Origin of the sequence: Haemophilus parainfluenzae, from assembly GCF_014931395.1 — a bacterium.
Lineage (GTDB): Bacteria > Pseudomonadota > Gammaproteobacteria > Enterobacterales > Pasteurellaceae > Haemophilus_D.
Window position 1 is genome coordinate 1,905,197 of the sequence record NZ_CP063120.1, and the last position, 25,114, is coordinate 1,930,310.

The 25,114-nt window shown below is 38.9% G+C and carries 24 protein-coding genes; 14 read left to right on the forward strand and 10 right to left on the reverse strand.

Features of this window, described 5'->3' with window-relative positions; translation table 11 throughout:
• The first annotated feature begins 72 nt into the window (after positions 1–72).
• From parE to gltS, 4 genes are read left to right on the forward strand one after another with little or no spacing between them, the layout of a single operon-like run.
• Positions 73–1,971, forward strand: a complete 1,899-nt coding sequence (gene parE, locus INP94_RS09510) for a DNA topoisomerase IV subunit B (protein WP_197543468.1) — start codon at positions 73–75, stop codon at positions 1,969–1,971.
• Positions 1,972–1,987: 16 nt separating this feature from the next.
• A complete protein-coding gene (gene nirK / locus INP94_RS09515) occupies positions 1,988–3,181 on the forward strand; it encodes a copper-containing nitrite reductase (RefSeq protein ID WP_197543469.1) in 1,194 nt (397 codons plus the stop codon).
• A gap of 11 nt (positions 3,182–3,192) precedes the next feature.
• Positions 3,193–5,448, forward strand: a complete 2,256-nt coding sequence (parC, locus tag INP94_RS09520) for a DNA topoisomerase IV subunit A (protein ID WP_197542167.1) — start codon at positions 3,193–3,195, stop codon at positions 5,446–5,448.
• A gap of 36 nt (positions 5,449–5,484) precedes the next feature.
• Positions 5,485–6,699 (forward strand): sodium/glutamate symporter, encoded by a 1,215-nt coding sequence (gene gltS / locus INP94_RS09525; RefSeq protein ID WP_178165327.1) that lies wholly within the window; start codon positions 5,485–5,487, stop codon positions 6,697–6,699.
• Between the two features lie 56 nt (positions 6,700–6,755).
• On the opposite strand, the gene folC is transcribed toward gltS, so the two are convergent.
• The 4 genes from folC to rplY all read right to left on the reverse strand — a co-directional run bounded on the left by folC (position 6,756) and on the right by rplY (position 10,206).
• Complete coding sequence (folC, locus tag INP94_RS09530) at positions 6,756–8,060, reverse strand: bifunctional tetrahydrofolate synthase/dihydrofolate synthase (RefSeq protein ID WP_197544299.1); 1,305 nt, start codon at positions 8,058–8,060, stop codon at positions 6,756–6,758.
• Between the two features lie 4 nt (positions 8,061–8,064).
• Complete coding sequence (gene accD / locus INP94_RS09535; protein ID WP_197542168.1) at positions 8,065–8,955, reverse strand: acetyl-CoA carboxylase, carboxyltransferase subunit beta; 891 nt, start codon at positions 8,953–8,955, stop codon at positions 8,065–8,067.
• Between the two features lie 65 nt (positions 8,956–9,020).
• Positions 9,021–9,815, reverse strand: coding sequence for a tRNA pseudouridine(38-40) synthase TruA (truA, locus tag INP94_RS09540; protein ID WP_197542169.1), 795 nt, complete (start codon positions 9,813–9,815; stop codon positions 9,021–9,023).
• Between the two features lie 103 nt (positions 9,816–9,918).
• Entirely contained in the window at positions 9,919–10,206 is a 288-nt protein-coding gene (rplY, locus tag INP94_RS09545; protein WP_005698823.1) for a 50S ribosomal protein L25, read from the reverse strand.
• Between the two features lie 226 nt (positions 10,207–10,432).
• On the opposite strand from rplY, the gene INP94_RS09550 reads away from it, so the two are divergent.
• Positions 10,433–11,041 (forward strand): DedA family protein, encoded by a 609-nt coding sequence (locus tag INP94_RS09550; RefSeq protein WP_197543470.1) that lies wholly within the window; start codon positions 10,433–10,435, stop codon positions 11,039–11,041.
• Positions 11,042–11,110: 69 nt separating this feature from the next.
• Here the strand turns inward: INP94_RS09550 and INP94_RS09555 are convergent, their stop codons facing one another.
• Entirely contained in the window at positions 11,111–11,722 is a 612-nt protein-coding gene (locus INP94_RS09555; protein WP_197543471.1) for a riboflavin synthase subunit alpha, read from the reverse strand.
• A 44-nt stretch (positions 11,723–11,766) separates the two neighbouring features.
• Here INP94_RS09555 and INP94_RS09560 point away from each other — a divergent pair, with 44 nt between their 5' ends.
• Positions 11,767–13,164 (forward strand): MATE family efflux transporter, encoded by a 1,398-nt coding sequence (locus INP94_RS09560; protein WP_197543472.1) that lies wholly within the window; start codon positions 11,767–11,769, stop codon positions 13,162–13,164.
• Between the two features lie 96 nt (positions 13,165–13,260).
• Here the strand turns inward: INP94_RS09560 and INP94_RS09565 are convergent, their stop codons facing one another.
• On the reverse strand, positions 13,261–14,328 hold the full coding sequence (locus INP94_RS09565; protein ID WP_197543473.1) for a TIGR01620 family protein: 1,068 nt from the start codon (positions 14,326–14,328) through the stop codon (positions 13,261–13,263).
• Positions 14,329–14,509: 181 nt separating this feature from the next.
• Here INP94_RS09565 and INP94_RS09570 point away from each other — a divergent pair, with 181 nt between their 5' ends.
• From INP94_RS09570 to INP94_RS09580, 3 genes are read left to right on the forward strand one after another with little or no spacing between them, the layout of a single operon-like run.
• Entirely contained in the window at positions 14,510–15,616 is a 1,107-nt protein-coding gene (locus INP94_RS09570) for a transglutaminase-like domain-containing protein (protein WP_197543474.1), read from the forward strand.
• A complete protein-coding gene (locus tag INP94_RS09575; RefSeq protein WP_197543475.1) occupies positions 15,591–15,953 on the forward strand; it encodes a mercuric transporter MerT family protein in 363 nt (120 codons plus the stop codon). The genes INP94_RS09570 and INP94_RS09575 overlap by 26 nt, the downstream gene beginning before the upstream one ends.
• Before the next feature lie 9 nt (positions 15,954–15,962).
• On the forward strand, positions 15,963–16,241 hold the full coding sequence (locus INP94_RS09580; RefSeq protein WP_049384933.1) for a heavy-metal-associated domain-containing protein: 279 nt from the start codon (positions 15,963–15,965) through the stop codon (positions 16,239–16,241).
• Between the two features lie 153 nt (positions 16,242–16,394).
• Here INP94_RS09580 and INP94_RS10850 read toward each other — a convergent pair whose 3' ends face one another.
• The 3 genes from INP94_RS10850 to INP94_RS09590 form a co-directional block, all read right to left on the reverse strand.
• Entirely contained in the window at positions 16,395–16,616 is a 222-nt protein-coding gene (locus tag INP94_RS10850; RefSeq protein ID WP_193451065.1) for a hypothetical protein, read from the reverse strand.
• Positions 16,617–16,767: 151 nt separating this feature from the next.
• Positions 16,768–17,328, reverse strand: a complete 561-nt coding sequence (gene sodC / locus INP94_RS09585; protein ID WP_005695896.1) for a superoxide dismutase family protein — start codon at positions 17,326–17,328, stop codon at positions 16,768–16,770.
• Positions 17,329–17,437: 109 nt separating this feature from the next.
• Positions 17,438–18,847, reverse strand: a complete 1,410-nt coding sequence (locus INP94_RS09590; RefSeq protein ID WP_197543476.1) for a YcjX family GTP-binding protein — start codon at positions 18,845–18,847, stop codon at positions 17,438–17,440.
• Positions 18,848–18,935: 88 nt separating this feature from the next.
• Between INP94_RS09590 and INP94_RS09595 the strand changes: the two genes are divergently transcribed.
• The 5 genes from INP94_RS09595 to INP94_RS09615 are packed head-to-tail and all read left to right on the forward strand — an operon-like array spanning position 18,936 to position 24,340.
• Entirely contained in the window at positions 18,936–20,636 is a 1,701-nt protein-coding gene (locus INP94_RS09595) for an ABC transporter substrate-binding protein (protein ID WP_197543477.1), read from the forward strand.
• Positions 20,636–21,601 (forward strand): ABC transporter permease, encoded by a 966-nt coding sequence (locus tag INP94_RS09600; protein ID WP_197543478.1) that lies wholly within the window; start codon positions 20,636–20,638, stop codon positions 21,599–21,601. Before INP94_RS09595 ends, INP94_RS09600 begins: the two co-directional genes overlap by 1 nt.
• On the forward strand, positions 21,591–22,478 hold the full coding sequence (locus INP94_RS09605) for an ABC transporter permease subunit (RefSeq protein ID WP_197543479.1): 888 nt from the start codon (positions 21,591–21,593) through the stop codon (positions 22,476–22,478). Before INP94_RS09600 ends, INP94_RS09605 begins: the two co-directional genes overlap by 11 nt.
• A gap of 3 nt (positions 22,479–22,481) precedes the next feature.
• Positions 22,482–23,537 (forward strand): peptide ABC transporter ATP-binding protein, encoded by a 1,056-nt coding sequence (locus INP94_RS09610; protein ID WP_178165347.1) that lies wholly within the window; start codon positions 22,482–22,484, stop codon positions 23,535–23,537.
• Positions 23,537–24,340 (forward strand): peptide ABC transporter ATP-binding protein, encoded by an 804-nt coding sequence (locus tag INP94_RS09615; RefSeq protein ID WP_197543480.1) that lies wholly within the window; start codon positions 23,537–23,539, stop codon positions 24,338–24,340. The genes INP94_RS09610 and INP94_RS09615 overlap by 1 nt, the downstream gene beginning before the upstream one ends.
• 45 nt (positions 24,341–24,385) lie before the next feature.
• Here the strand turns inward: INP94_RS09615 and INP94_RS09620 are convergent, their stop codons facing one another.
• Positions 24,386–25,081: a hypothetical protein gene (locus INP94_RS09620; RefSeq protein WP_197543481.1), complete on the reverse strand. Its 696-nt coding sequence runs from the start codon at positions 25,079–25,081 to the stop codon at positions 24,386–24,388.
• Positions 25,082–25,114: the final 33 nt, after the last annotated feature.

Here is a 25,114-nt window from a genome sequence, read left to right on the forward strand (position 1 = left end):
TGATTTTATAAATGCGTTATTTTTTGATAAAATCATGCTAATTTTTTTATAAATAAGTAACTAATTTTAAAAATGACTACAAATTATTCTGCTCAAGAAATTACAGTTCTGAAAGATCTCGAACCGGTGCAAATTCGCCCCGGCATGTACACGGACACCACCCGTCCAAATCACCTTGCACAAGAAGTTATTGATAACAGTGTGGATGAAGCTCTTGCGGGTTTTGCCACCAAAGTTGAAGTGATTTTACACGCTGATCAATCGCTTGAAGTCATTGATAATGGCCGCGGGATGCCAGTGGATATTCACCCAACGGAAGGGGTTTCAGGTGTGGAAGTGATCTTAACTAAGCTTCATGCAGGCGGTAAATTCTCGAATAAAAACTATGAATTTGCAGGTGGCTTACACGGGGTAGGGATTTCTGTCGTGAATGCCCTTTCTGAACGTGTTGATATTCAAGTTAAGCGTAACGGCGAAGTGTATAAAATTGCCTTTGAAAATGGGGTGAAAGTAGAAGAATTAGAAGTCATCGGGACTTGTGGAAGACGTACAACCGGCACTACCGTTCACTTCAAACCGAATCCAAAATATTTCGATAGCAAAAATTTTTCTGTTAGTCGTTTACGTCACTTATTACGTGCTAAAGCCGTGCTTTGTTCAGGCTTAGAGATTAAATTTGTCGATAAAGTGAATAACACCGAAGATGTGTGGTGCTATCAAGATGGTTTATCGGATTACTTAACCGAAGCAGTGAATGGTTTTGAAACCTTACCTGAAAAACCTTTTGTGGGTGAATTTAAAGGTTCTACCGAAGCGGTAAGCTGGGCATTATTATGGTTACCAGAAGGTGGTGAGCTTATTGCAGAAAGCTATGTAAACTTGATTCCAACGGTACAAGGCGGAACACACGTAAATGGTCTTCGCCAAGGTTTGCTCAATGCCATGACTGAATATTGTGAATTCCGCAATAAATTACCACGTGGCGTGAAATTAACTGCAGACGATATTTGGGATCGCTGCGCTTATATTCTTTCACTGAAAATGCAAGATGCTCAATTTGCCGGCCAAACAAAAGAACGTTTATCTTCCCGTCAAAGTGCGGTCTTTGTTGCGGGTGTTTTAAAAGATGCCTTCAGTTTATGGTTAAATCAAAACGTACAAGATGCAGATCGCTTAGCTGAAATGGCGATCAGTTCTGCACAACGTCGTCTGAATGCGGCCAAAAAAGTTGTGCGTAAAAAATTAGTGAGTGGTCCTGCTCTACCGGGTAAATTAGCCGATTGTGCATCACAAAATTTAGAAAAAACTGAATTATTCTTAGTCGAGGGTGACTCTGCGGGCGGCTCAGCCAAACAGGCACGAGACCGTGAATATCAAGCGATCCTACCGTTACGCGGAAAAATCTTAAATACTTGGGAAGTCGCCAGTGATCAAGTGCTTGGCTCAACGGAAATTCATGATATTGCTGTGGCGCTTGGTATCGATCCTGATAATGAAGACTTATCTCAACTTCGTTACGGGAAAGTCTGTATTTTAGCCGATGCGGACTCTGATGGTTTGCATATCGCCACCCTACTCTGTGCACTCTTTTTACGTCACTTCCCTAAATTGGTTCAAGATGGACACGTTTATGTGGCAATGCCACCACTCTATCGTATCGACTTAGGTAAAGAAGTCTTTTATGCCCTCGATGAAAACGAAAAAGAAGCAATTTTAGAACGCTTAAAAGGTAAAAAAGGCACTTTAAACGTACAACGATTCAAAGGTTTAGGTGAAATGGATCCATCACAATTACGTGAAACCACCATGGATCCGAATACACGTCGTTTAGTTCAATTAACCTATGAGCTAGGCGAAGATCAAGGCGCGGAAACATTAGAATTAATGGATATGTTACTTGCCAAAAAACGAGCGGAAGATCGCAAAAATTGGTTACAAACTAATGGCGATCAAGTGGATTTAACCGTTTAATTATTTGAGGTCAATCATGAACGAACAACGTCGAGATTTTTTTAGAAACAGCGCATTAGGCTTAGCAACGATTACATTAGGTGCAGGTTTAAGCCTTATTCCTTCTGCTCAAGCAGAAGAAAAAGCCTCAAATACTGCGACGACTGCAGTTGAAAATTTACCTGAGATTGAAGCTGAATTGACGCTCGCACCCAATGTACCAAAACCTCTTGAACGTAACTATCCAGCAAAAGTCGTGGTGAAACTAACCGCACTTGAGCAAATTATGGATTTAATGGATGGCGTACAATTTAAATTCTGGACATTAAATGGCAGTGTGCCTGCGCCATTTATTCGAGTACGCGAAGGCGATATGGTGGAAGTACAACTTTCCAACTCAGCGAGTTCAATGATGCCACATAGTCTAGACTTCCATGCGGCAGCCGTGCCAATGGGCGGCGCACTCGCAAGCGAAACCGCACCAACACGCACATCTACCTTCCAATTTAGAGCATTACGTTCGGGGATTTATCTATACCACTGTGGCAGTCAGCCTGTGGATATTCACCTTGCCAAGGGGATGTATGGTTTAGTTTTAGTTGAGCCCAAAGAAGGTTTACCAAAAGTGGATCGCGAATTTTACATTATGCAAAGTGAATTCTATACCAAAGGTGAATTTGGCGATCCTGGTTTGCAACCATTCAGTATGCAAAAAGCCATTGATGAACGCCCTGAATACGTCCTCTTCAACGGTAAAGTCGGTGCTACCATGGATGGAAATGCCTTAAAAGCGAAGACAGGTGAAACCATTCGTCTATTTGTAGGAAATGCGGGGCCGAATTTATGCTCTTCTTTCCACTTAATCGGTGCAGTATTTGACAATGTGTATGTGGAAGGTGGTACGCTTGTTAATCACAATGTTCAAACTACCCTGATTCCATCCGGCAGTGCCACCATGGTGGAAACACGAATTGATGTACCTGGCACTTATGTCTTTATGGATCACTCTATTTTCCGCGCAGTGAATAAAGGTACGATGGGACAAATCGTGGTTGAAGGCGAAAAAAATCCGACTATTTATTCTGGCAAATTAAAAGACGAAGCCTTTAAAGAAGCCAATCCACAAAAACCGCAACCTGTTCCTTACGAAATTGACAGTCACAAAGGAATAGATATGGGACATTCTCCTCACGAACATTCCGATGGGAATTCCGGTGCAACCAGAAAATAGATTAGAAGAATATGAGCAATATTAACTACGAAGGCATCGAGCAGATGCCACTTCGCACCTTTACAGAAAAGGCTTATCTTAATTATTCAATGTACGTCATCATGGATCGCGCATTGCCTTTTATTGGCGATGGCTTAAAGCCTGTTCAACGTCGTATTGTCTATGCGATGTCTGAACTGGGTTTAAATGCTGCGGCAAAATTTAAAAAATCCGCACGTACCGTCGGTGATGTGTTAGGTAAATTCCATCCACATGGTGACTCCGCTTGTTATGAAGCCATGGTTTTAATGGCTCAGCCTTTTTCTTACCGTTATCCTTTGGTAGATGGGCAAGGAAACTGGGGGGCGCCAGATGATCCTAAATCATTCGCGGCAATGCGTTATACAGAATCTCGCCTGTCCAAAATCTCTGAAATTCTATTATCTGAATTAGGCCAAGGCACTGTTGATTTCCAACCGAACTTTGATGGTACTTTAGAAGAACCACAATATTTGCCTGCTCGTTTACCTCATATTCTGTTAAACGGTACCACGGGGATTGCCGTTGGGATGGCAACCGATATTCCACCACACAATATTAATGAAGTGGCAGATGCTGCTGTCTTGCTATTAGATAATCCCAAAGCAGGATTAGATGATGTACTCAATATCATTCAAGGCCCAGATTTCCCAACTGAAGCGGAAATTATTTCGCCAAAAGATGATATTCGCAAAATGTACGAAACCGGTCGTGGCTCCATCAAGATGCGAGCAACATGGCATAAAGAAGACGGTGAAATCATCATTAGCGCACTTCCTCATCAATCTTCACCCTCTAAAATCATTGCACAAATTGCTGAGCAAATGACGGCGAAAAAATTGCCAATGGTGGAAGATATTCGTGATGAAGCAGATTATGAAAACCCTGTGCGTATCGTGCTTGTGCCTCGTTCAAATCGCGTTGACACGGATGCCTTAATGGCACATTTATTTGCGACGACGGATCTTGAAAAAAGCTATCGTGTGAATATGAATATGATCGGACTTGATCATAAACCCGCCGTGAAAGGCTTACTTCAAGTTCTTACCGAATGGCTGACATTCCGTCGTACAACAGTAACGCGTCGTTTACAACATCGTTTAGATAAAGTACTCGCTCGTTTACACATTTTAGATGGTTTGATGATTGCCTTCCTCAATATTGATGAAGTGATTGAGATTATTCGCACTGAAGACGAACCTAAACAAGTTTTAATGGCTCGTTTTAACTTAAGTGATGAACAGGCTGAAGCCATTTTAAACTTACGTTTGCGTCATTTAGCCAAATTAGAAGAACATCAATTACAAGCTGAAAAAGATAAACTCGAAGAAGAGCGGTCAAATTTAGAGTTAATTTTAGGATCTGAACGTCGCTTAAATACCTTGATCAAAAAAGAAATTCAAGAAGATGCGAAAAAATACGCCAGCCCTAGAATGTCTCAATTAGTTGAGCGTGAAGAAGCGAAAGCGATTTCTGAAAGTGAAATGACTCCGGCTGAACCTGTTACCGTCATCTTATCTGAAATGGGCTGGGTTCGTTGTGCGAAAGGTCATGATATTGATCCGGAAGGATTAAGCTATAAAGCCGGTGATAAATATCTGGCGCACGCTTGCGGTAAAAGTAATCAACCTGTGATCTTTATTGATAGTACGGGTCGTAGCTACGCTTTAGATCCATTAAGCTTACCTTCTGCGCGTTCACAAGGTGAACCGCTCACCGGTAAACTCACATTACCGGCCGGTGCGACCATTGAACAGGTTATTATGGAACCTGAAAAACAAGAGTTATTGATGGCATCAGATGCGGGATACGGTTTTATTTGCAAATTTGAAGATTTAATTGCGCGTAATAAAGCTGGAAAAGCCTTGATTTCTTTGCCAGAAAATGCGAAAGTCTTGAAACCTGAAACACTTTCCGAGTCGGCCTCACTTCTTGTGTCCCTCACTTCAGCGGGGCGAATGCTGATTTTTCCGGTACGGGATTTACCGGCATTATCAAAAGGGAAAGGCAACAAAATCATCAGTATTCCAGCAGCGAATGCAAAAGCGCGGTCAGAATTATTAGTGAAATTGTTCTTAATTTCAGAACAAGCTAGCCTTGAGTTCCATTCCGGTAAACGAAAAATCACATTAAAACCGGAAGATCTGCAAAAATTCCGAGCGGAACGCGGCAGAAAAGGCTCCCAATTACCACGTGGATTACATAGCAATGTTGATATTGTGGTAGTTGAACCCGAACACAACTCATAAGGATTCTCGAAACCAAACTAAATAGGAGGATATTTCGTGAATATTGTTTTTGATACCTATCAAACTCTTGCTTTAGCAAGCTTTGTATTATTACTTGGTTATTTTCTAGTAAAACGTATTCGCGTTTTACAAACATTCAATATCCCTGAGCCTGTTGTTGGTGGCTTTATTGTGGCTATTGCATTAACCATTTTATACAAAGTAAACGGCACCTCATTTACCTTTGAGAAAAGCTTACAAACATCTATGATGTTAGTATTCTTCTCCTCTATCGGTTTAAGTGCAAACTTTGCCCGCTTAGTTAAAGGCGGAAAACCATTAGTTATCTTCCTACTTGTCGCTGCCCTTCTCATTGTTTTCCAAAATCTCATCGGGATTTTAGGGACTCAATTATTAGGCATTGATCCTGCTTACGGTTTACTTGCAGGTTCTGTTACCTTAACGGGGGGGCATGGTACGGGTGCAGCTTGGGCAGAAACATTCACCAAAGAATTTAACCTACCTGCTGCAACAGAAATTGCCATGGCATGTGCCACATTTGGTTTAGTCTTCGGTGGTATCTTAGGTGGTCCAGTATCTCGTTATTTATTAAATCATCAAAAACAAGGTGAAAACCCTGAGAATGATGACGTAGATGATGTAGAAGAAGCATTTGAACACCCTACTTATAAACGTAAAGTGAATGCGCGCTCAATCATTGAGACCATCGCAATGCTTTCTTTATGTTTACTCATCGGTCAATACTTAGATGGCTTAACAAAAGGTACACAAATGCAATTACCAACATTCGTATGGTGTTTGTTTACTGGTGTAATTATTCGTAACAGCTTAACCAATTTATTCAAATTCCAAGTGGCTGATTCAGCGATTGACATATTAGGTAGTGTAGGTTTATCTATCTTCTTAGCCATTGCCTTAATGTCTCTCAAACTTTGGGAATTGGTAGGTCTTGCAGCAGATGTACTCATTATCTTAGCGGTTCAAGTTGCCTTCATGGCTTTCTTCGCCATCTACGTCACATACCGTATGATGGGTAAAGATTATGATGCGATTGTATTAAGTGCGGGTCACTGTGGTTTCGGTCTCGGTGCAACACCAACAGCCGTTGCTAACATGCAAGCGATTACTAGTCGTTTCGGACCTTCTCACAAAGCGTTCTTAATCGTACCAATGGTAGGGGCATTCTTTATCGACTTATTAAATAATGGTATTTTAAAAATGTTCTTAAACCTTGTTAAATACCTTCACTAATAAAATGTAAAAAAGAAAGGCTGACATTTTGTCAGCCTTTTTACTTTGCAAACCTACTATGCTAAATATTCTAAAAATTCCCCTACAGTGTGGAAGGATCCAAATACCAGCACAATGTCATTTTTATCGGCATTTTTAACCGCACTTTGCACACCTTCAGCTACAGAATCTTCAGAAACACTTTTTGCTGATGGGTAAACTGATGTTAATTTTGCATTTAAGTCATCACCCGATTGACCGCGGTAACCGCCTAATGTTACACAATACCATTGGTCAATAACGGAAGTAAGTTGGGTAAACACCGACTCTGCATCTTTATCTTTCAACATACCACAAACGGCAATGATACGACCTGATATTTGTGCTTTAAGTGCGGTCAATTTTTCGGCTAAATATTTTGCCGCATGAGGATTATGCCCCACATCGATGATCACTTTTGGCAACTGTGAATAAGGTAGATTCAAGCGATCTGCCAATTTTTCTAATTGGTTACCTTTCAATTGTTGGAAACGACCTACCAATTCCACTTCAATTAATGAACGTTTAATGGTATCGACAGAAATATCAAAAGGCAGCTGTTCAACGGCTGCCAAAGCGGTTGCTGCATTGGCTAATGGAATGTGGCAAAACGGTAGATTTTCTAACCGCACTTTGTTGCTCTGCCACATCCAAGTTTGCTCATTGGCTTTAAACGACCAAGTGACATCTCGGCGTGAAACGTGGCAATGTAATTTCTCCGCTTGTTCTAGCATAGGTTGCGGAACATTGGGTTCGCCAATCACAACCGGTTTATTCGCACGGAAAATACCCGCTTTTTCAAAGCCAATTTCTTCTCTAGTTGACCCAAGAAAATCCGTATGATCAATATCAATACTGGTGATAACCGCCAGATCATTATCAACAATATTGGTTGCATCTAAGCGTCCACCAAGCCCTACTTCAAGAATGACGACATCAAGCTTCGCTTGTTTGAATAAATGTAAAGCTGATAAGGTGCTAAATTCAAAATAAGTGAGAGACTGCGTTTTATGCTTTTCGATAAAATCAAAAGAAGCGGTATGTATTTCATCCAGTAAGTCTTGATTTTGAATACGAACACGTTCGTTATAACGCAATAAATGAGGTGAGGAATACACACCCACACGCAAACCGTGATTTAACAAAATGGTTTCAAGCAAACGGCACGTTGTGCCTTTACCATTTGTGCCCCCCACCGTGATCACATAAGGTGCGGGATTCAAAAGATCCAATTCTTCTGCCACGGATTTAATACGATCCAGCCCTAAATCAATAGCTTTAAAGTGACTGTTTTCCAAATAAGAAAGCCACTCAGCGAGTGGCGAAGTGGCTTTTAAATTCATTGTATTACTCATGTTCAACAACTTCTACTTCAACAAAAGGTGAAGGTTGATTGGTGAGTTTGCTTAAAAGGTTTCCAAGGGTTGAACGCATTTCTGAACGTTTCACGATCATATCAATCGCCCCTTTCTCGAGTAAGAATTCACTACGTTGGAATCCTTCCGGTAATTTTTCACGTACAGTTTGTTCGATAACACGTGGGCCTGCAAAACCAATTAATGCTTTTGGTTCAGCGATGTTCACATCACCTAACATCGCAAAACTTGCAGATACACCACCTAATGTTGGATCCGTTAATACAGAAATAAACGGTACGCCTTTTTCACGCATTTGCGCTAATACCGCACTGGTTTTTGCCATTTGCATTAATGAGAAAAGCGCTTCTTGCATACGTGCACCACCACTTGCGGAGAAACATACAAATGGACAGTTTAATTCAATTGCTTTTTCTGCCGCTTTTACAAATTTTGAACCCACAACAGAGCCCATTGAACCGCCCATGAAACTAAAGTTAGATGCTGCAACAACTACAGGCATGTTGTAAAGTGTACCCGTCATTGTGATTAACGCATCTTTTTCACCGGTTTCTTTTTGTGCAGCAGTAATACGATCTTTATATTTTTTTAAATCTTTAAATTTAAGAATATCTTTTGGTTCTAAATCAGCCGACAATTCTTGGCTTGAACCTTCATCTAATAAGGCTAAAAGGCGCTCACGAGCATCAATGCGCATATGATGGCCGCATTTTGGGCAAACATGTAAATTACGTTTTACTTCTTCGCCGTAAAGGACTTGTTCACAAGAGGTACATTTCGTCCAAACCCCTTCTGGCACGTTTGCTTTACGTGATGTAGAGGAAGAGGTTCCTTTACTAAAAATTTTATCAATCCAGCTCATTTTTTACCTTTTTTATTAACTAGAAAAGTCTGTGTATTTAATCATAATTTAGCGAAATTTGCTAGTCAGATGAGATTATCTTCTAAAAACAATGGGCCTAAATTTTTCTGTGGAATTTCAAATTTTTCAGGGTAAATCACATTCACTAAATATAAACCTTGGGGTTTTGCTGTTGGAGCGGCTAATTTACGATCTTTTTGCTCTAACAACCATTTCATCCACTCAACAGGTTGATTACCGGCACCGACTTCAATCAAGCTTCCCACAATGTTGCGTACCATATGATGCACAAAAGCATTGGCTTGAATATCCACAATAATGTACTGCCCTTTTCGCACCGCATTTAAATGATGCACATTTCGCCAAGGGGTATTTGATTGACATTGTGCCGCACGGAAAGAGGAAAAATCATTTTCGCCTAATAAAAACTGCCCCGCTTGGTGCATTTTCTTTTCGTCTAAATCTAAATGGCAATGGGTAATTCCTTCCGGCAAAATGGCTGAACGCAATTTATTACAATACAAAATATAACGATAGCGACGCGCGGTTGCCGAAAAACGGGCATGAAATTCATCATCCACCACTTTTGCCCAACTTACTGAAATATCATCAGGCAAATTCGCATTCGTGCCAAATGCCCAAGCTTTTTCTGGACGAACCGCTGTGGTTTCAAAATGCACCACTTGTCCCGTGCCATGCACACCAGAGTCTGTTCTGCCCGCACAAAACACTTCAATTTTTTCATTTGCCACGAAAGATAACGCTTTTTCTAATTCTTCTTGTACGCTACGCACTTTCTCTTGTCGCTGCCAGCCACAATATTGTTTTCCGTTATATTCAATACCTAAGGCTATCTTCATTGGAAAATACTCCTAAAACGATTTCAAATTTGACCGCACTTTGCCCGAAAAGAAAAAACACCAATAACTCAACATTATTGGTGTTCTTATCACAAGCTAAAAATTAAGCACGTTTGAAGTCAATGTGAACCAATTTTGGTTTGAATGGGTGACGTTGCATTGCTTGAACTTTCACTGCAACTTCTTTACCTTCAACCACTAAAGTGATTACATCGCTATAGAAAGAATCGTGAGCTTGTGCGTTGTTTAATTCATCGTGATTTAAGATGATTGAAACAGGTGCTTCGCTGCCACCATAAATGATTGCAGGGATTTGACCGTTGTGACGCAGGCGGCGGCTCGCACCCTTACCTTGCGCTTGACGAACTTCAGCGTTAAATTTAAATGCCATTTTAATGTTCTCTTGATTAAAAGTTTAAAATAAAAAATTGCAGGCGACCCAGCAATTTTCCTAAATTTGCTCAAAGACAAACTTTGAGAGCGACGGATTATAAAATATTCAGCCCCACAATGCAAATTTACACAGCAAATTTTTTCTAGGCTTTTCAAGGCAAAGCGATTAAAATAAATCCCAATTTTTAATTAATTTTAACTAACTGATTGTAAGTGGGTTTCAAATGGAATTTCTTATCAGCTTTTTTACCGATTACGGTTATTGGGCGGTGCTATTTGTTCTGATTATTTGTGGCTTTGGTGTACCTATTCCAGAAGATATCACGCTTGTTTCCGGCGGTGTGATTGCTGGTCTCTATCCTGAAAGCGTCAATTCCCACTTAATGTTAGTCGTCAGTATGATTGGTGTACTTGCCGGTGATTCAACCATGTACTGGCTTGGTCGTATTTACGGCACGCGTATCTTACGTTTCCGTCCAATGCGTAAACTAGTCACCTTAGAACGTCTTAAAATGGTACGTGAAAAATTTGACCAATATGGCAACCGAGTATTATTTGTTGCTCGTTTCCTTCCAGGATTACGCGCGCCAATTTATATGGTTTCAGGTATCACCCGCCGCGTCAGCTATACCCGCTTTGTATTAATTGATTTCTGCGCCGCGATTATTTCTGTACCAATTTGGGTTTACCTTGGTGAATTTGGTGCGAAAAATTTAGATTGGTTACACGAACAAATTAAAAAAGGCCAACTCGTGATTTATATCCTAATCGGTATTCTAGCCCTATTCCTATTTTGGAAATGGAGAAAAGCGAAGAAATCCAAAGCTAACTAATATCATATAATTCAATAAAAAGTGCGGTAAAAAACAACATCGTTTTCTACCGCACTTTTTTCATTCCAACTAAGCTTTAGCGGCTAAATACCGTTCCACCGTATCCACAATCGCTTGTGTTTGTGGATCGATTTCGATATTTACTAAATCACCAATTTGGCGTTTACCGATTAGAGTTCTATGTAAGGTTTCAGGAATTAAATTCACGCAGAATTCATCGTCTTTTACTTCTCCGATAGTAAGACTGATGCCGTCAATCGCGATAAATCCTTTGGTAAGGATATATTTCATCACATCTTTATTAGGTAATTTAAACCAAACCTGACGATTGTTTTCGCTTTCGATAATTTGTGAAACACTTGCGGTACAATAAACGTGGCCCGATAAAATATGTCCACCAATCTCTGCGCCCATTTGCATCGCACGTTCGATATTCACAAAATCCCCTGCTTTTAAGCTGCCTAGGTTGGTGATACGCAAGGTTTCCTGCATTAAGTCAAAGCTGACAAGATCATCATGAATTTCAGTCACCGTTAAGCACACGCCGTTATTCGCCACTGATGCACCGATTTCCAAGCCTTTTCGCATTTCAGCTGGTAATTTTACGATCTGTGTTCTAAAATTATTGCTGTCTTTAATTTCATGAATTTGGGCGATGCCCTGTACAATACCCGTAAACATTATTATTCCTTCATTAAAAATTTTTCCAATATTATAGCAAATTTATGAATTCTCGTCTTTTTTCTCAATACCGTATTGATATTCAAAAACTTATCCGAATTGCGACACCTATCGGGCTTGCCCAGTTAGCTCAAACTGGCATGGGTACCGTGGATGTGATTATGGCAGGGCGTGTGAGCTCGGCTGATGTAGGCGGTGTCGGTATTGGTGCCTCTATTTGGCTACCTTTGGTGCTTTTCGGTCAAGGCTTATTACTCGCCTTGCCACCAACAATTTCCTATTTAAATGGTTCTGGACAACGCCATCGCATTGCTCACCAAGTGAAACAAGGCCTTTGGATTTCATTTTTAGTGATGATTCCCCTTGCATTCATCATCTATCATAATGATTTCATATTACAGTTTATGAATATGGATGCCCACATGGCAGATGTGACGATGAATTATTTGCGTGCGATGGTGTGGGGCTTACCTGCCTATTTATTGCTGATTAATTTCCGCTGTTTGAATGATGGCATTGCTAAAACAAAACCTGCCATGGTGATTACCTTCATGGGGTTAATGCTAAACATTCCGCTGAATTATATGTTTATTTACGGCAAATTTGGTGCGCCTGCATTAGGCGGTGTCGGTTGTGGTGTAGCAACGGCTATTGTCAACTGGGCAATGGCAATCTTGATGATTACCTATTCTGCCAAAAACTATAATGAACGTAGTTTGAAAGTCTTTGAAAAGATTATTGAAAAGCCAGATATCAAAACACTGAAAAAATTGACCGCACTTGGCTTGCCTATTGCTATTGCGCTGTGCAGTGAAGTCTCACTGTTTGCCTTAAGTAGTTTATTACTTTCCCCATTAGGTGCAGATGTGGTCGCCAGCCACCAAATTGCCTTAAATACTAGTGCCGTAGCCTTTATGTTCCCAATGTCTATTGCAATGGCTGCCACCATTTTAGTGGCGCAAGAACTGGGGAATCATGCACCACAAAAAGCCAAAATCATGGCTCACGCCGCTATTATTCTTGGCTTGATTGCGGCAAGTGTATTGGCGTTGGTGATTTGGGTATTTAGTGCAGAAATCGCTGCATTAATTGTAGGCGATAATGCTACCGTTATTGCCCTTTCAGGCAGCTTATTAGCGATGGCAGCGATTTATCAATTTTCAGATTCAGTGCAAGTCGTCGTGAGCGGTATTTTACGTGGCTATAAAGACACTAAAATTATTCTCTACATCACATTACTTGCCTATTGGGGCGTAGGTATCCCTGTTGGTTATATTTTTTCCCGCACGGATTGGATCGTACCAAGCATCGGCGCAAAAGGTTTCTGGGTAGCGTTTATCATTGCATTAACCATTGCTGCCGCTTTACTCTTTATACGTATGCGAAAAATCCAATCACAACCTGATGAAGCCATTATTCAACAGTTAGAAAGATTGAAGTAGTTAAAGTAAAAAGTGCGGTTATTTTAATCTGCACCTTAATTGTTAGTTACTTAGTCCAACTTTTTTGGAGCAAATTAAAATAACCGCACTTTTTTATTACACCTCTTCTTTTTCTTTCAGTTTATTCTTGCCTAACACTGCATCTTTCATCACCGTCAGCAATTCTTTTTGTACATGAGAAAGTTTTGGTTTTTCTGACTTTTCAAATGCCAGTGGGCGACAAAACTCCATAGCCTTAATACCCAATCGAGCCGTCAATAATCCCACGCCGATCCCCTGTGCAGCTCGTGCAGAAAGTTTTGCGGTAATATCTTGCGAAAGCCAATCCATCCCTAAGTCTTGCACGATTTCAGTCGCACCGGCAAAAGCAAGATTCACCAATACCATTCTGAGCAAACGAAGACGGGTAAAATACCCAAGCTCAATCCCATAAATTGCTGCAATTTTATTGATTAAACTAATATTGCGCCATGCAATAAAAAACATATCAATAACGCCCAAAGGACTAATTGCCACAATCACAGCGGATTCTGCTGCCATTTTTGTAATCAGTTTTTTCGCTTTTTTATCAAAAGACTGTAACACCGTTTTACTAAATAAATGAGTAACTTCGCGAGCAGAATAACTTTCATTTAGCTGTTTTTCCCATTGGATAATTGAGGGATGTTGCGAATCCAATTTTAAGGTATCGGCAATCGATAAACACAAGGCTTTTCCTTTCTCGCTATCCTGTTCAGAAAAAACTTGATGATTTTTAACCGCACTTTCACCTATTAATCGCTGACTTTGTTCTTGTAGATTCAAACGCTTTTTGAGTTTCACTAAACGTCGCCATTCTGCGATGATTTGAGATAAACCAAACAACACCACAATAAAACTCCCCAAGGCAAAAGCAAGGTAAATCCATTGTTGGTTTTGATAACTGTCCCAAATCCATTGAACAGATTGTGCAACCGTCGCCCCTAAAAATAAAAATGCAGTCAATTTCAACGCTGTTTTCCAACCACTCGATTTAGGCTTCACAATTTGCTCAAATTGCTCGTCCAACAACTCTCCTTCTAAAAGTTCATTATCGATGGTTGTTTCAACATTATAAAATTCCTGCTTAGGCAGAATTTCTTCCTCTTCTGGTTGTTGAGATTGTGTGAAAATTTGTTTTGTCATTATTCTTTCCAATAAAAATAGAAACGGTATTTTACTTCAAATATCTTTAGCAAATCTTAAATGGCTGAAATAAAAAAGCAATATTGACTAGAAAATAAAATAAGCTACTATAGTCATTGTCCACAATTAGTTTATCTAATGTGTTAAGTTTTAACTGTTAACTAACTAGAAGGATCTTTTCATGAAGAAACTTATCGCCACTGCGGTGCTCTCCGCATGTTCCATGGCTTATGCCAATACCGACATTCCAAACTACAATACCGACTCTCATCTGTATGAATTTACTCAAACTTATGACTTAGTTGCACCAAAAGGCTCGCAAGGACAAGCGAATCTGTGGGTGCCTTTACCGTTTAATGGCGAGTATCAACAGGTAAAATATATCCATTTTGAAGGTAACTATTTGGATGCCTATGTGACAGAAAACAACAAATATGGTGCGAAAACGCTCTTTGCGACTTGGGATAAAGATGCGCAAAAACGCGATTTAAAAATCACTATGGTGATTGAAACCAAAGATCGTGAACCAATGGTTAAAGGTGCATTAACAAATTACAAGCCACCAAAAGATGTTCACTATTCTGTCGATGTACAAGAATATTTAAAACCGACTCAACATATTAAAACAGATGGTATTGTGAAACAGTTCGCCGATAAAATCGTAGGCACTGAAACAAATCCATTGAAAAAAGCCGAATTGATTCACCAATGGATCGTCAACAATATGGAACGTGATAATTCTGTTTTAGGCTGTGGCGATGGTGATGTAGAAAAAATTCTAACCACTGGGGTATTAAAAGGTAAATGTACCGATATTAACTCTGTTTTCGTTGCACTAGCTCGTGCCAGCGGTATCCCAGCTCGTGAAATTTTCGGTATTCGTTTAGGTGCAGCGGATAAAATGGGCAAATATTCCAAAGGTGCATTCGGTAGTGCGGACGAACATGGCGTAGCAAACGTAAGTGGTGGCCAGCATTGTCGTGCTGAATTCTATCTTGCTGGATTCGGCTGGGTGCCTGTTGATTCTGCAGACGTGGCAAAAATGCGTTTAGCGGAGAAAAAATCTGTTGACGATAAGGATACTCAAGCCGTTACCAAATACTTATTCGGTAACTGGGAAGCTAACTGGGTTGGCTTTAACCATGCTCGTGACTTCGATTTATATCCGCAACCAGAACTTGCTCCACTCAACAACTTTGGGTATCCGTATGCCGAAGTCGGTGGTGACCCGCTAAATTCCTTTGATCCGAAAGAATTTAAGTATGACTACGTCTCTAAAAAGCTCTAATAAATCTTTTTGGGTTGCGATTGCCACCGCGCTAAGTGCTGCGGTGGCATCAACTTTGTGCTGTATTGCGCCTTTAATCTATTTAGTATTTGGCGTGTCATCCACATGGTTGATCGGTTTGGGTGAATATGACTATTTACGCATTCCGATGCTTATCATTTCATTATGCGCCTTTGCCTACGGTTTTTGGTTGCTGATGTTTTCCAAAAAAATCATTTGCAGCAAATACATTTCCCGTAAAAAGCTCATTGTTTTGTATTGGATTGTATTTATCGTCATGCTCTTTTTCTTAACTTATCCAACCATTTTACCGTGGATTTTAGAGCTTTCTAATTAGGAACAAAAAATGAAAAAATTAACGACCGCACTTTTGCTCTCATTGTTCACCTTCTCTGTTGCACAGGCAGAAGAAACAAAGCAAGTTGTGCTAAAAGTAAATGAAATGAATTGCCAACTTTGTGCTTATTTGGTGAATAAAGAGTTACGTAATATTGATGGCGTGATTTCCACTAAAGCCTCCATTAAAGATAGAACTGTGACTGTTGTAGAAGATCCGAAAGTTTCTGATGAGCAATTGATTAATGCAATTCATAAATTGGAATATACGGCGGAAGTAGTTAAGTAAAGCGGTAAAAATAAAAGTGCGGTCAATTTTGTGAAGTTTTAAAACTCATTAAAATTGACCGCACTTTATATCTGGACATTTAAAATTACATTCTACTCAAATATCAATCTATCCAATACTTTTAAACTCGTACTTGTTGAAAGATTGACGAGATTACCACCGCTTATTTCTAGCTTCAATTATCAAAACTAAAGTCGCCATTGCAGCAGAGCCATTTAACCAAAAAGATGCCATTTTCTTAAAATCAGAAAAAGAATAATTATCAAGCTTTATAAGCAGCTCAAATAAACTAAACGCTAACGTAGAAAATGTAAAACAAATAATAAATATAATTACCCAAAATATAAGATATTGAAGTAATAGCTTAGTTTTCAATACTCCTCCTGATACATAGGCTCATTATTAAATATATTACTACTTTAGCTATGTTCCAAGCCACCTCTAATGACTAGATATGATGTTGCATTGAGTTTAAATACAAAGTGCGGTCAAAATTGACCGCACTTTTTTGTCTTTAAGAATCGACTTATTTAATTACGCCACATGCCATACGTGGGCCGCCACCGCCAAGTGGAGCTGGATGATCTGAGTGGTTATCGCCACCTGCGTGAATCATAATAGAATGACCACGAACTTCATCTAATTTTTTAAGACGTGGCGCTAAAACAGGGTTAGTTGCTGTACCATCATGTAATACAGTTAAAGCTGGTAAGTCACCTAAGTGAGCATCATCTTGCCATGGGTAACCGTGTTGTTTTGCGCCTTTAGGATCCCAGTGACCGCCAGCCGCTAAACCTGCGGTTAATTTACCGTCTTTTTCTTTTGGATCACAGCTTGGATTTTCATGAATGTGGAAACCATGTAAACCTTCAGCTAAACCTTGTAGATTTGGTGTAAACACTAAACCATAATTTGATTCAGTAATAGTTACAGTCCCTACATCCTTGTTACCATTTGCAGGATCTAATTGTTGTACTTTTACTTCGATTGAAGGACCTGCTGGTTTTGCCATATGGTCATGTGCATTTGCCACGCCAGCAGCACAAATTCCGCTGATTGCTAATGCTAAGAGAGTTTTCATTTTCATTATAAGCTCCTTTACTTTAGAAAGACTCAAATTAATTCTACCTAAATACCAATAAAAAAATAGTGGTTTATATTAAATATTTGACAATTAAATTGATTTGACTTTTCTATCAATCAAACCCATCCGCCAATAAAAACTGTAAAACTGCATCCATTCTTAAATGCGGAATGCTTTCACCTTGTTGTAAAACTTGAGGTTCAAAGGAATCAAAATCAAAAGATTGTTTTGACCAGAACTCTGCACTAGGTAGTTTACTTGGTACAGACCCCGGATAAAGCGTAATAAGTTGCTTATCTACAGAACGCACTCCTTGAATAGCTTTGATTTGTTTACCGTTTTGATTAACTAAAACTTGTTTTGTCGCTCGAATCGCAGCAATTGCCGTGTATTCTGTATCAATCCCTTCAAATTCAACATGACGACCGCCCTCTTGCACCAATTGGCGCATCAGACTAATTAAGTTTTGAATTTGATCTGTTGTGATATGATCGGCTTTTGTTGCCACAAACATTAACTTATCAATATTCGGGGAAAACAAACGATTAAGTAAATTGCGCTTCCCATAATGGAAATTTTTGAAAAGCTGATTAAGCCCTGTTTGCATATCAATAAAAGCTTGTTGGCTATGATTTAGTGGTGTTAAGCAATCGGCTAAAATCACTTGGCGATCAAAAGTAGAAAAATAATTTTCATAAAAGCCTTTCACCACCTTATTACGATAATAATCATATCGCTTATTCAACACGGCAAAATAGCTATTGGATTTCGCCTCTCTTTTCAGTTTTGACCATTGTTCTTCCGACAAATGCAATAACGGGAAAAATTGTAAAACAGGTGCGCCTTCTAATTCCCCAGGCAAGACAAATCTACCTGGTTGAATAAATTGCATTCCTTCTGCTTTGCAGGCAAGTAAATAATCAGTATAAGATTTTGCAATCTGCGCTAAAACATCTTCATTGACGACCGCACTTAGGTCGAGTTTTTTCAGTTTATCCAACCACTCTTGCGCAAACTGTTGACGAACACCCGATGTAATTTTAGCTTGTTCAAGTGACCATTGTTGAAAATCTAAATTCAGCAAAGGTAAATCCAATAGCCATTCACCAGGGTAATCAAAAATATCTAAATATAATGTGCCGCGTTCTTTGAAATGACGGAGTAAACCCGATTGGCGTTCAAAACGAATAGCAAGGCGTGTTTCACTCACTCCTCGAGTAGATTGGCACCATTGTGGTGGATTATTCATTAAATCATTGAGATTCGCTTCATAATCAAAACGTGGAATACTTAAATCCTGCTGAGGCACTCGTTTCACTGCTAAAATAGATTGATTTCGAGCAGCCTCAAATAAAGGAAGATGCGCATTTTCCTCTTGATTAATATGTAACAATTGATTAATCAAACTCGTAATAAAGGCTGTTTTACCACTTCGACTTAGCCCTGTCACAGCCAAACGTAAAGTGCGGTCAAATCCACGATTGATTATTTGATTAATTTCCCGATTAATTGATTTAAACATATCCTAAAAATCCAATAACTAGCCATTTTTGCCAAGATATTTTACAATTCACTCAATTTATCACAAAACGGTCTTTAATAATAAAGCTATGTTACGTCGAAATGTCACTTTTTGTTTTTTATTGTGTGGGTTGAGCCAAATTAATCTGGCACAAGCCGCGCCAAGCATACCCAAAATGCTGACAGAAAACGGCTTAACATACTGCACAAATGCATCGGGTTTTTCCTTTAACCCGCAAACTGCAGACGCCGGCACCAGTATGAATGTGGTGACGGAGCAAATTTATAACAAATTGTTTGATATTAAAGATCATAGTGCAGCACTCGTTCCTGTATTAGCTCAATCTTATTCTATTTCATCTGATGGCAAACAAATTCTTATTAATCTTCGTAAAGGGGTGAAATTCCATCATACCCCTTGGTTTACGCCTACGCGTGACTTTAATGCAGAAGATGTGGTCTTTTCGATTAATCGCGTTTTAGGTCATGATACTTACTTGCCAACACTCTCAGATGATGTAGTCACCTACAAAAATCCGCAATATAAAATCTTTCACGAACAGGCCAAGAAGGTACACTTTCCGTATTTTGAAAGTATTAAGCTGAATCAAAAAATTAAAAGTATCACGGCAACGAATCCTTATCAGGTCAAAATTGACCTGTTTGAACCCGATGCCTCTATTCTTTCCCATCTTGCCAGCCAATACTCTATTATTTTCTCGCAAGAATACGCATATCAATTAAGTGCCGATGATAATCTCACCCAATTGGATACGCATCCTGTTGGCACGGGCCCTTATCAAGTGAAAGATTACGTTTATAACCAATATGTTCGCTTGGTTCGTAATGAGGATTATTGGAAAAAAGAAGCCAAAATTAAAAATATCATCGTGGATCTTTCTACGGATCGTACGGGGCGTTTAATAAAATTCTTTAATAATGAATGCCAAATTGCCTCTTATCCTGAAGTTAGCCAACTCGGTTTATTAAGCGAAAAGGATGACCGCTATTATCTGCAATCTACAGATGGAATGAACTTGGCCTATTTGGCTTTCAATTTCCAAAAGCCATTAATGCAGGATAAAACCATTCGCCAAGCCATTTCACAAAGCTTAAACCGTTTTAGAATTGTGCGAAATATTTACCACAACACAGCAACTGTAGCGAATAACATTATTCCTGAAATTTCTTGGGCTTCGGCAATTAATACGCCTGATTTTCCTTATGATTATCAGCCAGCTGAAGCAGAGAAAGCATTACGCAATAAAAAACTCACGTTGAATATGTGGGTGATGAATGAAGAGCAAGTGTATAACCCAGCCCCAATTAAAATGGCGGAGCTCATTAAATGGGATTTAGCCAAAGCTGGAGTGGATGTTAAAGTGCGGTCAGTCACACGTACATATTTAATCGAACAATTACGCAAAGGCACAGAAGATTACGATTTAATCTTAACGGGTTGGCTTGCTGGAAACCTTGATCCTGACGGTTTTATGCGTCCGATTTTAAGTTGTGATACGCAAAATGAAATCACGAATTTATCAAATTGGTGTAATCCTGAATTTGATAAGATGATGAATCGTGCACTGGCGACCAATCATTTATATGAGCGCTCTAAAGCATATAACAATGCACAAGACCTCATCTTAAACGAATTGCCTATTGTGCCAATTGCAAACGTCAAACGACTTTTGGTCGCTCGCGGCAATGTTAAAGGAATTGAGATGACCCCATTTGGTAGCATCAATTTTTCTACCTTGTATTTCATGAAAAATAAGGAGAATAAATAATGCTCGTTTCAGCGATCCGTCATGTGATTTGGGTAAGCATTTTATTATTGATTTTATCCGTATTAAGTTTTGTGATTTTAATGCGAGATCCTCTCAACGCCGATCTTGTCACAAATAACATTTATAGTGCTTATTATCATTACCTTACATCATTGTTACAGGGCGATTTAGGAATTACCTATAACGGCGGAGAATCCTTAAAAGATTTAATTTTTACGGTATTACCACCCACATTAGAACTCTGTTTTACTGCGCTCTTATTAGCTTGTATCTTAGGTATTCCTCTCGGTGTATTAAGTGCGGTCTATAATCAACGTGTTTTTTCACGTACATTGCAGAGTATATCCAATGTTGGTTTGTCTATTCCGATTTTCTGGTTTGCACCAATTTTGCTTTATGTTGCAGCGATTCAAAGCTGGGAGATTGCAGCCATCGGGCAGTATAATTTACTGTATGAAATCAAACCTATCACAGGCTTCCCTACCATTGATATGTGGTTTGTTGATGTTCCTTACAGAACCAAAATCGTACAAAATGTTTTACAGCATTTAGCCTTGCCGACATTAGTGCTTTGTATTCTGCCGACAATGGAATTTATCCGAATCATTCAGCAACGGGCTGATTATTTACTTCAACAAGAATATGCCAAAGCCGCTGTAACACGTGGATGGTCGAAATGGACGATTTTAAAACGTTACGTTTTTCGTAATACATTTCCATTATTGATTCCACAGCTTACTCGCGTATTTACCTTAGTATTAACACAATGTATGTTGGTAGAAAACGTTTTAGGTTGGCCGGGAATCGGGCGTTGGCTCATTGATGCCGTAACCCAACAAGATTACAACAGTATTTCTGCTGGTGTGGTAGTAATTGGTATTTGTATCATTATTATTGATACCTTTACCAAGTTGCTCATGTTTGTATTAGATCCATTGAATAAGAAGGGCTGGTATGCAAGATAGAGAACCTGATGAATTTCGCGAAAGCACCTCCTTCTTTCAGATTTGGCTGCTTTTCCGCCAGAATCGTGTGGCATTATTCTGTTTCTATTTATTTTGTCTTCTGATTCTGACCGCACTTTTTCCTAAGCTCATCATGCCTTATAGCGAAAGCATGGAGTTTGTGGGAGAAGAATTAATACCGCCATCTTGGGTAGAAAAAGGTCGTATTGCTTTTTTCTTTGGTACCGATGATCTTGGTCGTGATGTACTCAGTCGATTAATTATGGGTACACAATATACCCTCGGTTCCTCTCTTTTAGTAGTCATTGCTGTGGCAATTATTGGCGGCGCATTAGGTATTCTTGCTGGTATGTCAGAAGGGATTAAATCCCGTTTCTTAGGTCATATTTTTGATGCGTTTTTATCTATCCCCATTTTGCTGATTGCCATTATCATTTCTACATTAATGGAACCGAGCTTAATGAATGCCATGTTTGCCACTCTGTTGGCTATTTTGCCGTATTTTGTACATGCCATTTATCAAGCAATTCAGCAAGAACTAAAGAAAGATTACGTTCTCTTACTTAAATTAGATGGTATTTCAAATTGGGAATTATTAAAAACTACAATCTTGCCGAATATTAGTGTCGTCTATACACAAGAAATTTCTCGAGCATTTGTGGTCGCTATTTTAGATATTACGGCTCTCAGCTTTATTTCTCTAGGTGCACAACGTCCAATGCCAGAATGGGGCGCAATGATTAAAGATTCGTTAGAGCTGATTTATCTTGCCCCTTGGACGGTTTTATTACCGGGCTTTGCTATTATTTTCACCATTTTATTAAGCATTATTTTTACTAACGGATTGTGTCAAGCAATCAATAAATATTACGAGTAACCCATGGCGCTGTTAGATATTCGCAATCTTAATATTGAAATTCAAACACCAAACGGTCGCATGAAAATTGTGGACGGTGTCAATCTTTCGCTTAATGAAGGGGAAATTCTAGGGCTCGTCGGTGAATCAGGTTCCGGTAAAAGTTTAATCGCTAAAGTAATCAGTAATTCCATTAAAGACAACTGGATTGTCACGGCTGACCGTTTTCGTTTTAACGATATTGAATTGCTTAAACTGACACCGAATCAACGTCGAAAAATCGTTGGAAAAGAAATTTCAATGATCTTCCAAAATCCATTAAGTTGCCTTGATCCAAGCCGAAAAATTGGTAAACAGCTTATTCAAAGTATTCCGAACTGGACCTTTAAAGGTCGCTGGTGGCAATGGTTTGGCTGGAAAAAGCGCCGTGCAATTGAGTTGCTACACCGTGTAGGGATTAAAAACCACCAAGACATTATGGCAAGTTATCCTACTGAGATCACTGAAGGTGAAGGCCAAAAAGTGATGATTGCGATAGCGGTGGCGAATCAACCTCGTCTCTTAATTGCGGATGAACCCACTAATTCTTTGGAATCCATTACGGCTTTGCAGATTTTCCGCTTGCTTTCAAGTATGAACCAAAACCAAGGGACGACAATTTTATTAGCCAGTAACGATCTTAAAAGTATCAGTGAATGGTGTGATAGCATTTCCGTCCTTTATTGTGGGCAAAATACGGAATCAGGACCAACTGACCAAATATTGGATATGCCTCATCATCCTTATACACAAGCATTACTTTACTCTGTGCCGGATTTTAGTCACCCCTTAGGTTTTAAAAGCAAATTAGGCACACTAGAAGGCACAGTGCCGATTTTAGAACAAATGCCGATTGGTTGTCGTTTAGGACCTCGATGCCCTTTTGCGCAACGGGAATGCATTCAAAAGCCAAGCCGATATCGTATTAAACAGCATGAGTTTTCCTGCCATCATCCGATTAATCTTCGAGAACGGCAGTTTAAAGATAAAATTGAAACTTCACCGCTTACGCTCAATACCGACTCAAAAGGAAACGAATAATGCCATTATTACAAGTGGAAAATCTCAGTAAAACCTTTGATGAACCCACCAAACTTTTGGGCTCAGAGCAATTTTATGCGGTAAAAGACGTCAGCTTTACACTTAACCGTAAAGAAACCCTTGCGATTATTGGTAAAAATGGTTCGGGTAAATCAACATTAGTGAAAATGATTGCGGGAATTACCCCTCCTACATCAGGGAAAATCTTATTTAATGGTTTACCATTACAATTTGAAGATTTTCACTATCGTGCACAGCATATTCGAATGGTTTTCCAAGATGCGAATTCCGCGTTTAACCCTCGCTTAAACATTGGGCAAGCCTTAGATGCACCACTACGATTAATTACCGATTGGGATGAAGAAACGCGTAATGAAAAAATCTTTGAAACGCTTTCATTAGTCGGACTTTATCCTGATTATACGAATCTTAAAATCAAGCATTTATCTGTCAGTCAAAAACAACGGATCGCCTTGGCTCGTGCACTGATTCTTCAACCCGAGATCATTATTATTGATGATGCATTGAGTACATTAGATGCCTCTGTGCGTATTCAATTGCTTAATCTGATTTTAGATTTACAAGAACATTTAGGCATTTCCTATATTTATATTGGACAACATTTAGGCATTATCAAACATATTGCAGATCAAGTTTTGGTGATGGATGATGGTGAAATTATCGAATCTGGTACACCAAGAGAGATCTTTTCTAATCCTCAAAATAATATTACTCGCCTACTTGTAGAAAGCCATTTTGGTCAATTGCTTGATGAAAATGCTTGGCAAACAACGACTTCCTAATTCTCTTTAAAATAAGTTAGGCATAGACATCTCAAAAAAACGTCTTTAAAAATGGATTACTTTACTACAAAATTGCTTAAACTTATCCATAAAACTTGAGGTATTGATTTCTTCTTTTCTCATGTAGCAAGGTGACTCATTATTATCACTATAATCATTAAACTTTAAACTATCTAAATCTTCTATCTTATTACTCTTATTCGATAGCCATTCTAAATTAGAAATTGCAGATAACTTATCTACCATATCTTTGGCTATACAAAAAAGCGGAATAGCAATAATACTAGAAAGAGAATAAGAAATTAATAAACATAAGCCCTTAGAAGAGAAAACTTTTATGAATAATTCCTGATATAAATACTGCGGAAAAAAACAAAAGATGGTTAAAGAAACGAGAGAAAAAATAAAATACATCGAATTATAGTAGCATTTAGGCTTTAATTTATTAAAGCAATTATTACCAACTTTCTCTTTTATCTCATCCTTTACATTTCTATCTATATAAGGATAAGATGAAATAAGGCATCTAAAAGCCTTATTTTTATCTTTGTATTTTTTCATTATTAAATCTAAATATTCTATTTCAATATATGAAACTGATTTTTTAAACAAAATTTCATATGCCTTATGACGAAAAATACTATTATCATTTTGTTTTAGCCTACATAAAATCAGCTCAACCGCATCAAGCTCTTTCAGTTTTCTATCTGCTTTCTTTATAAAAAACTCATCAACACCCAACCATAACTTATAGAAATATCGTAACAAAAATAA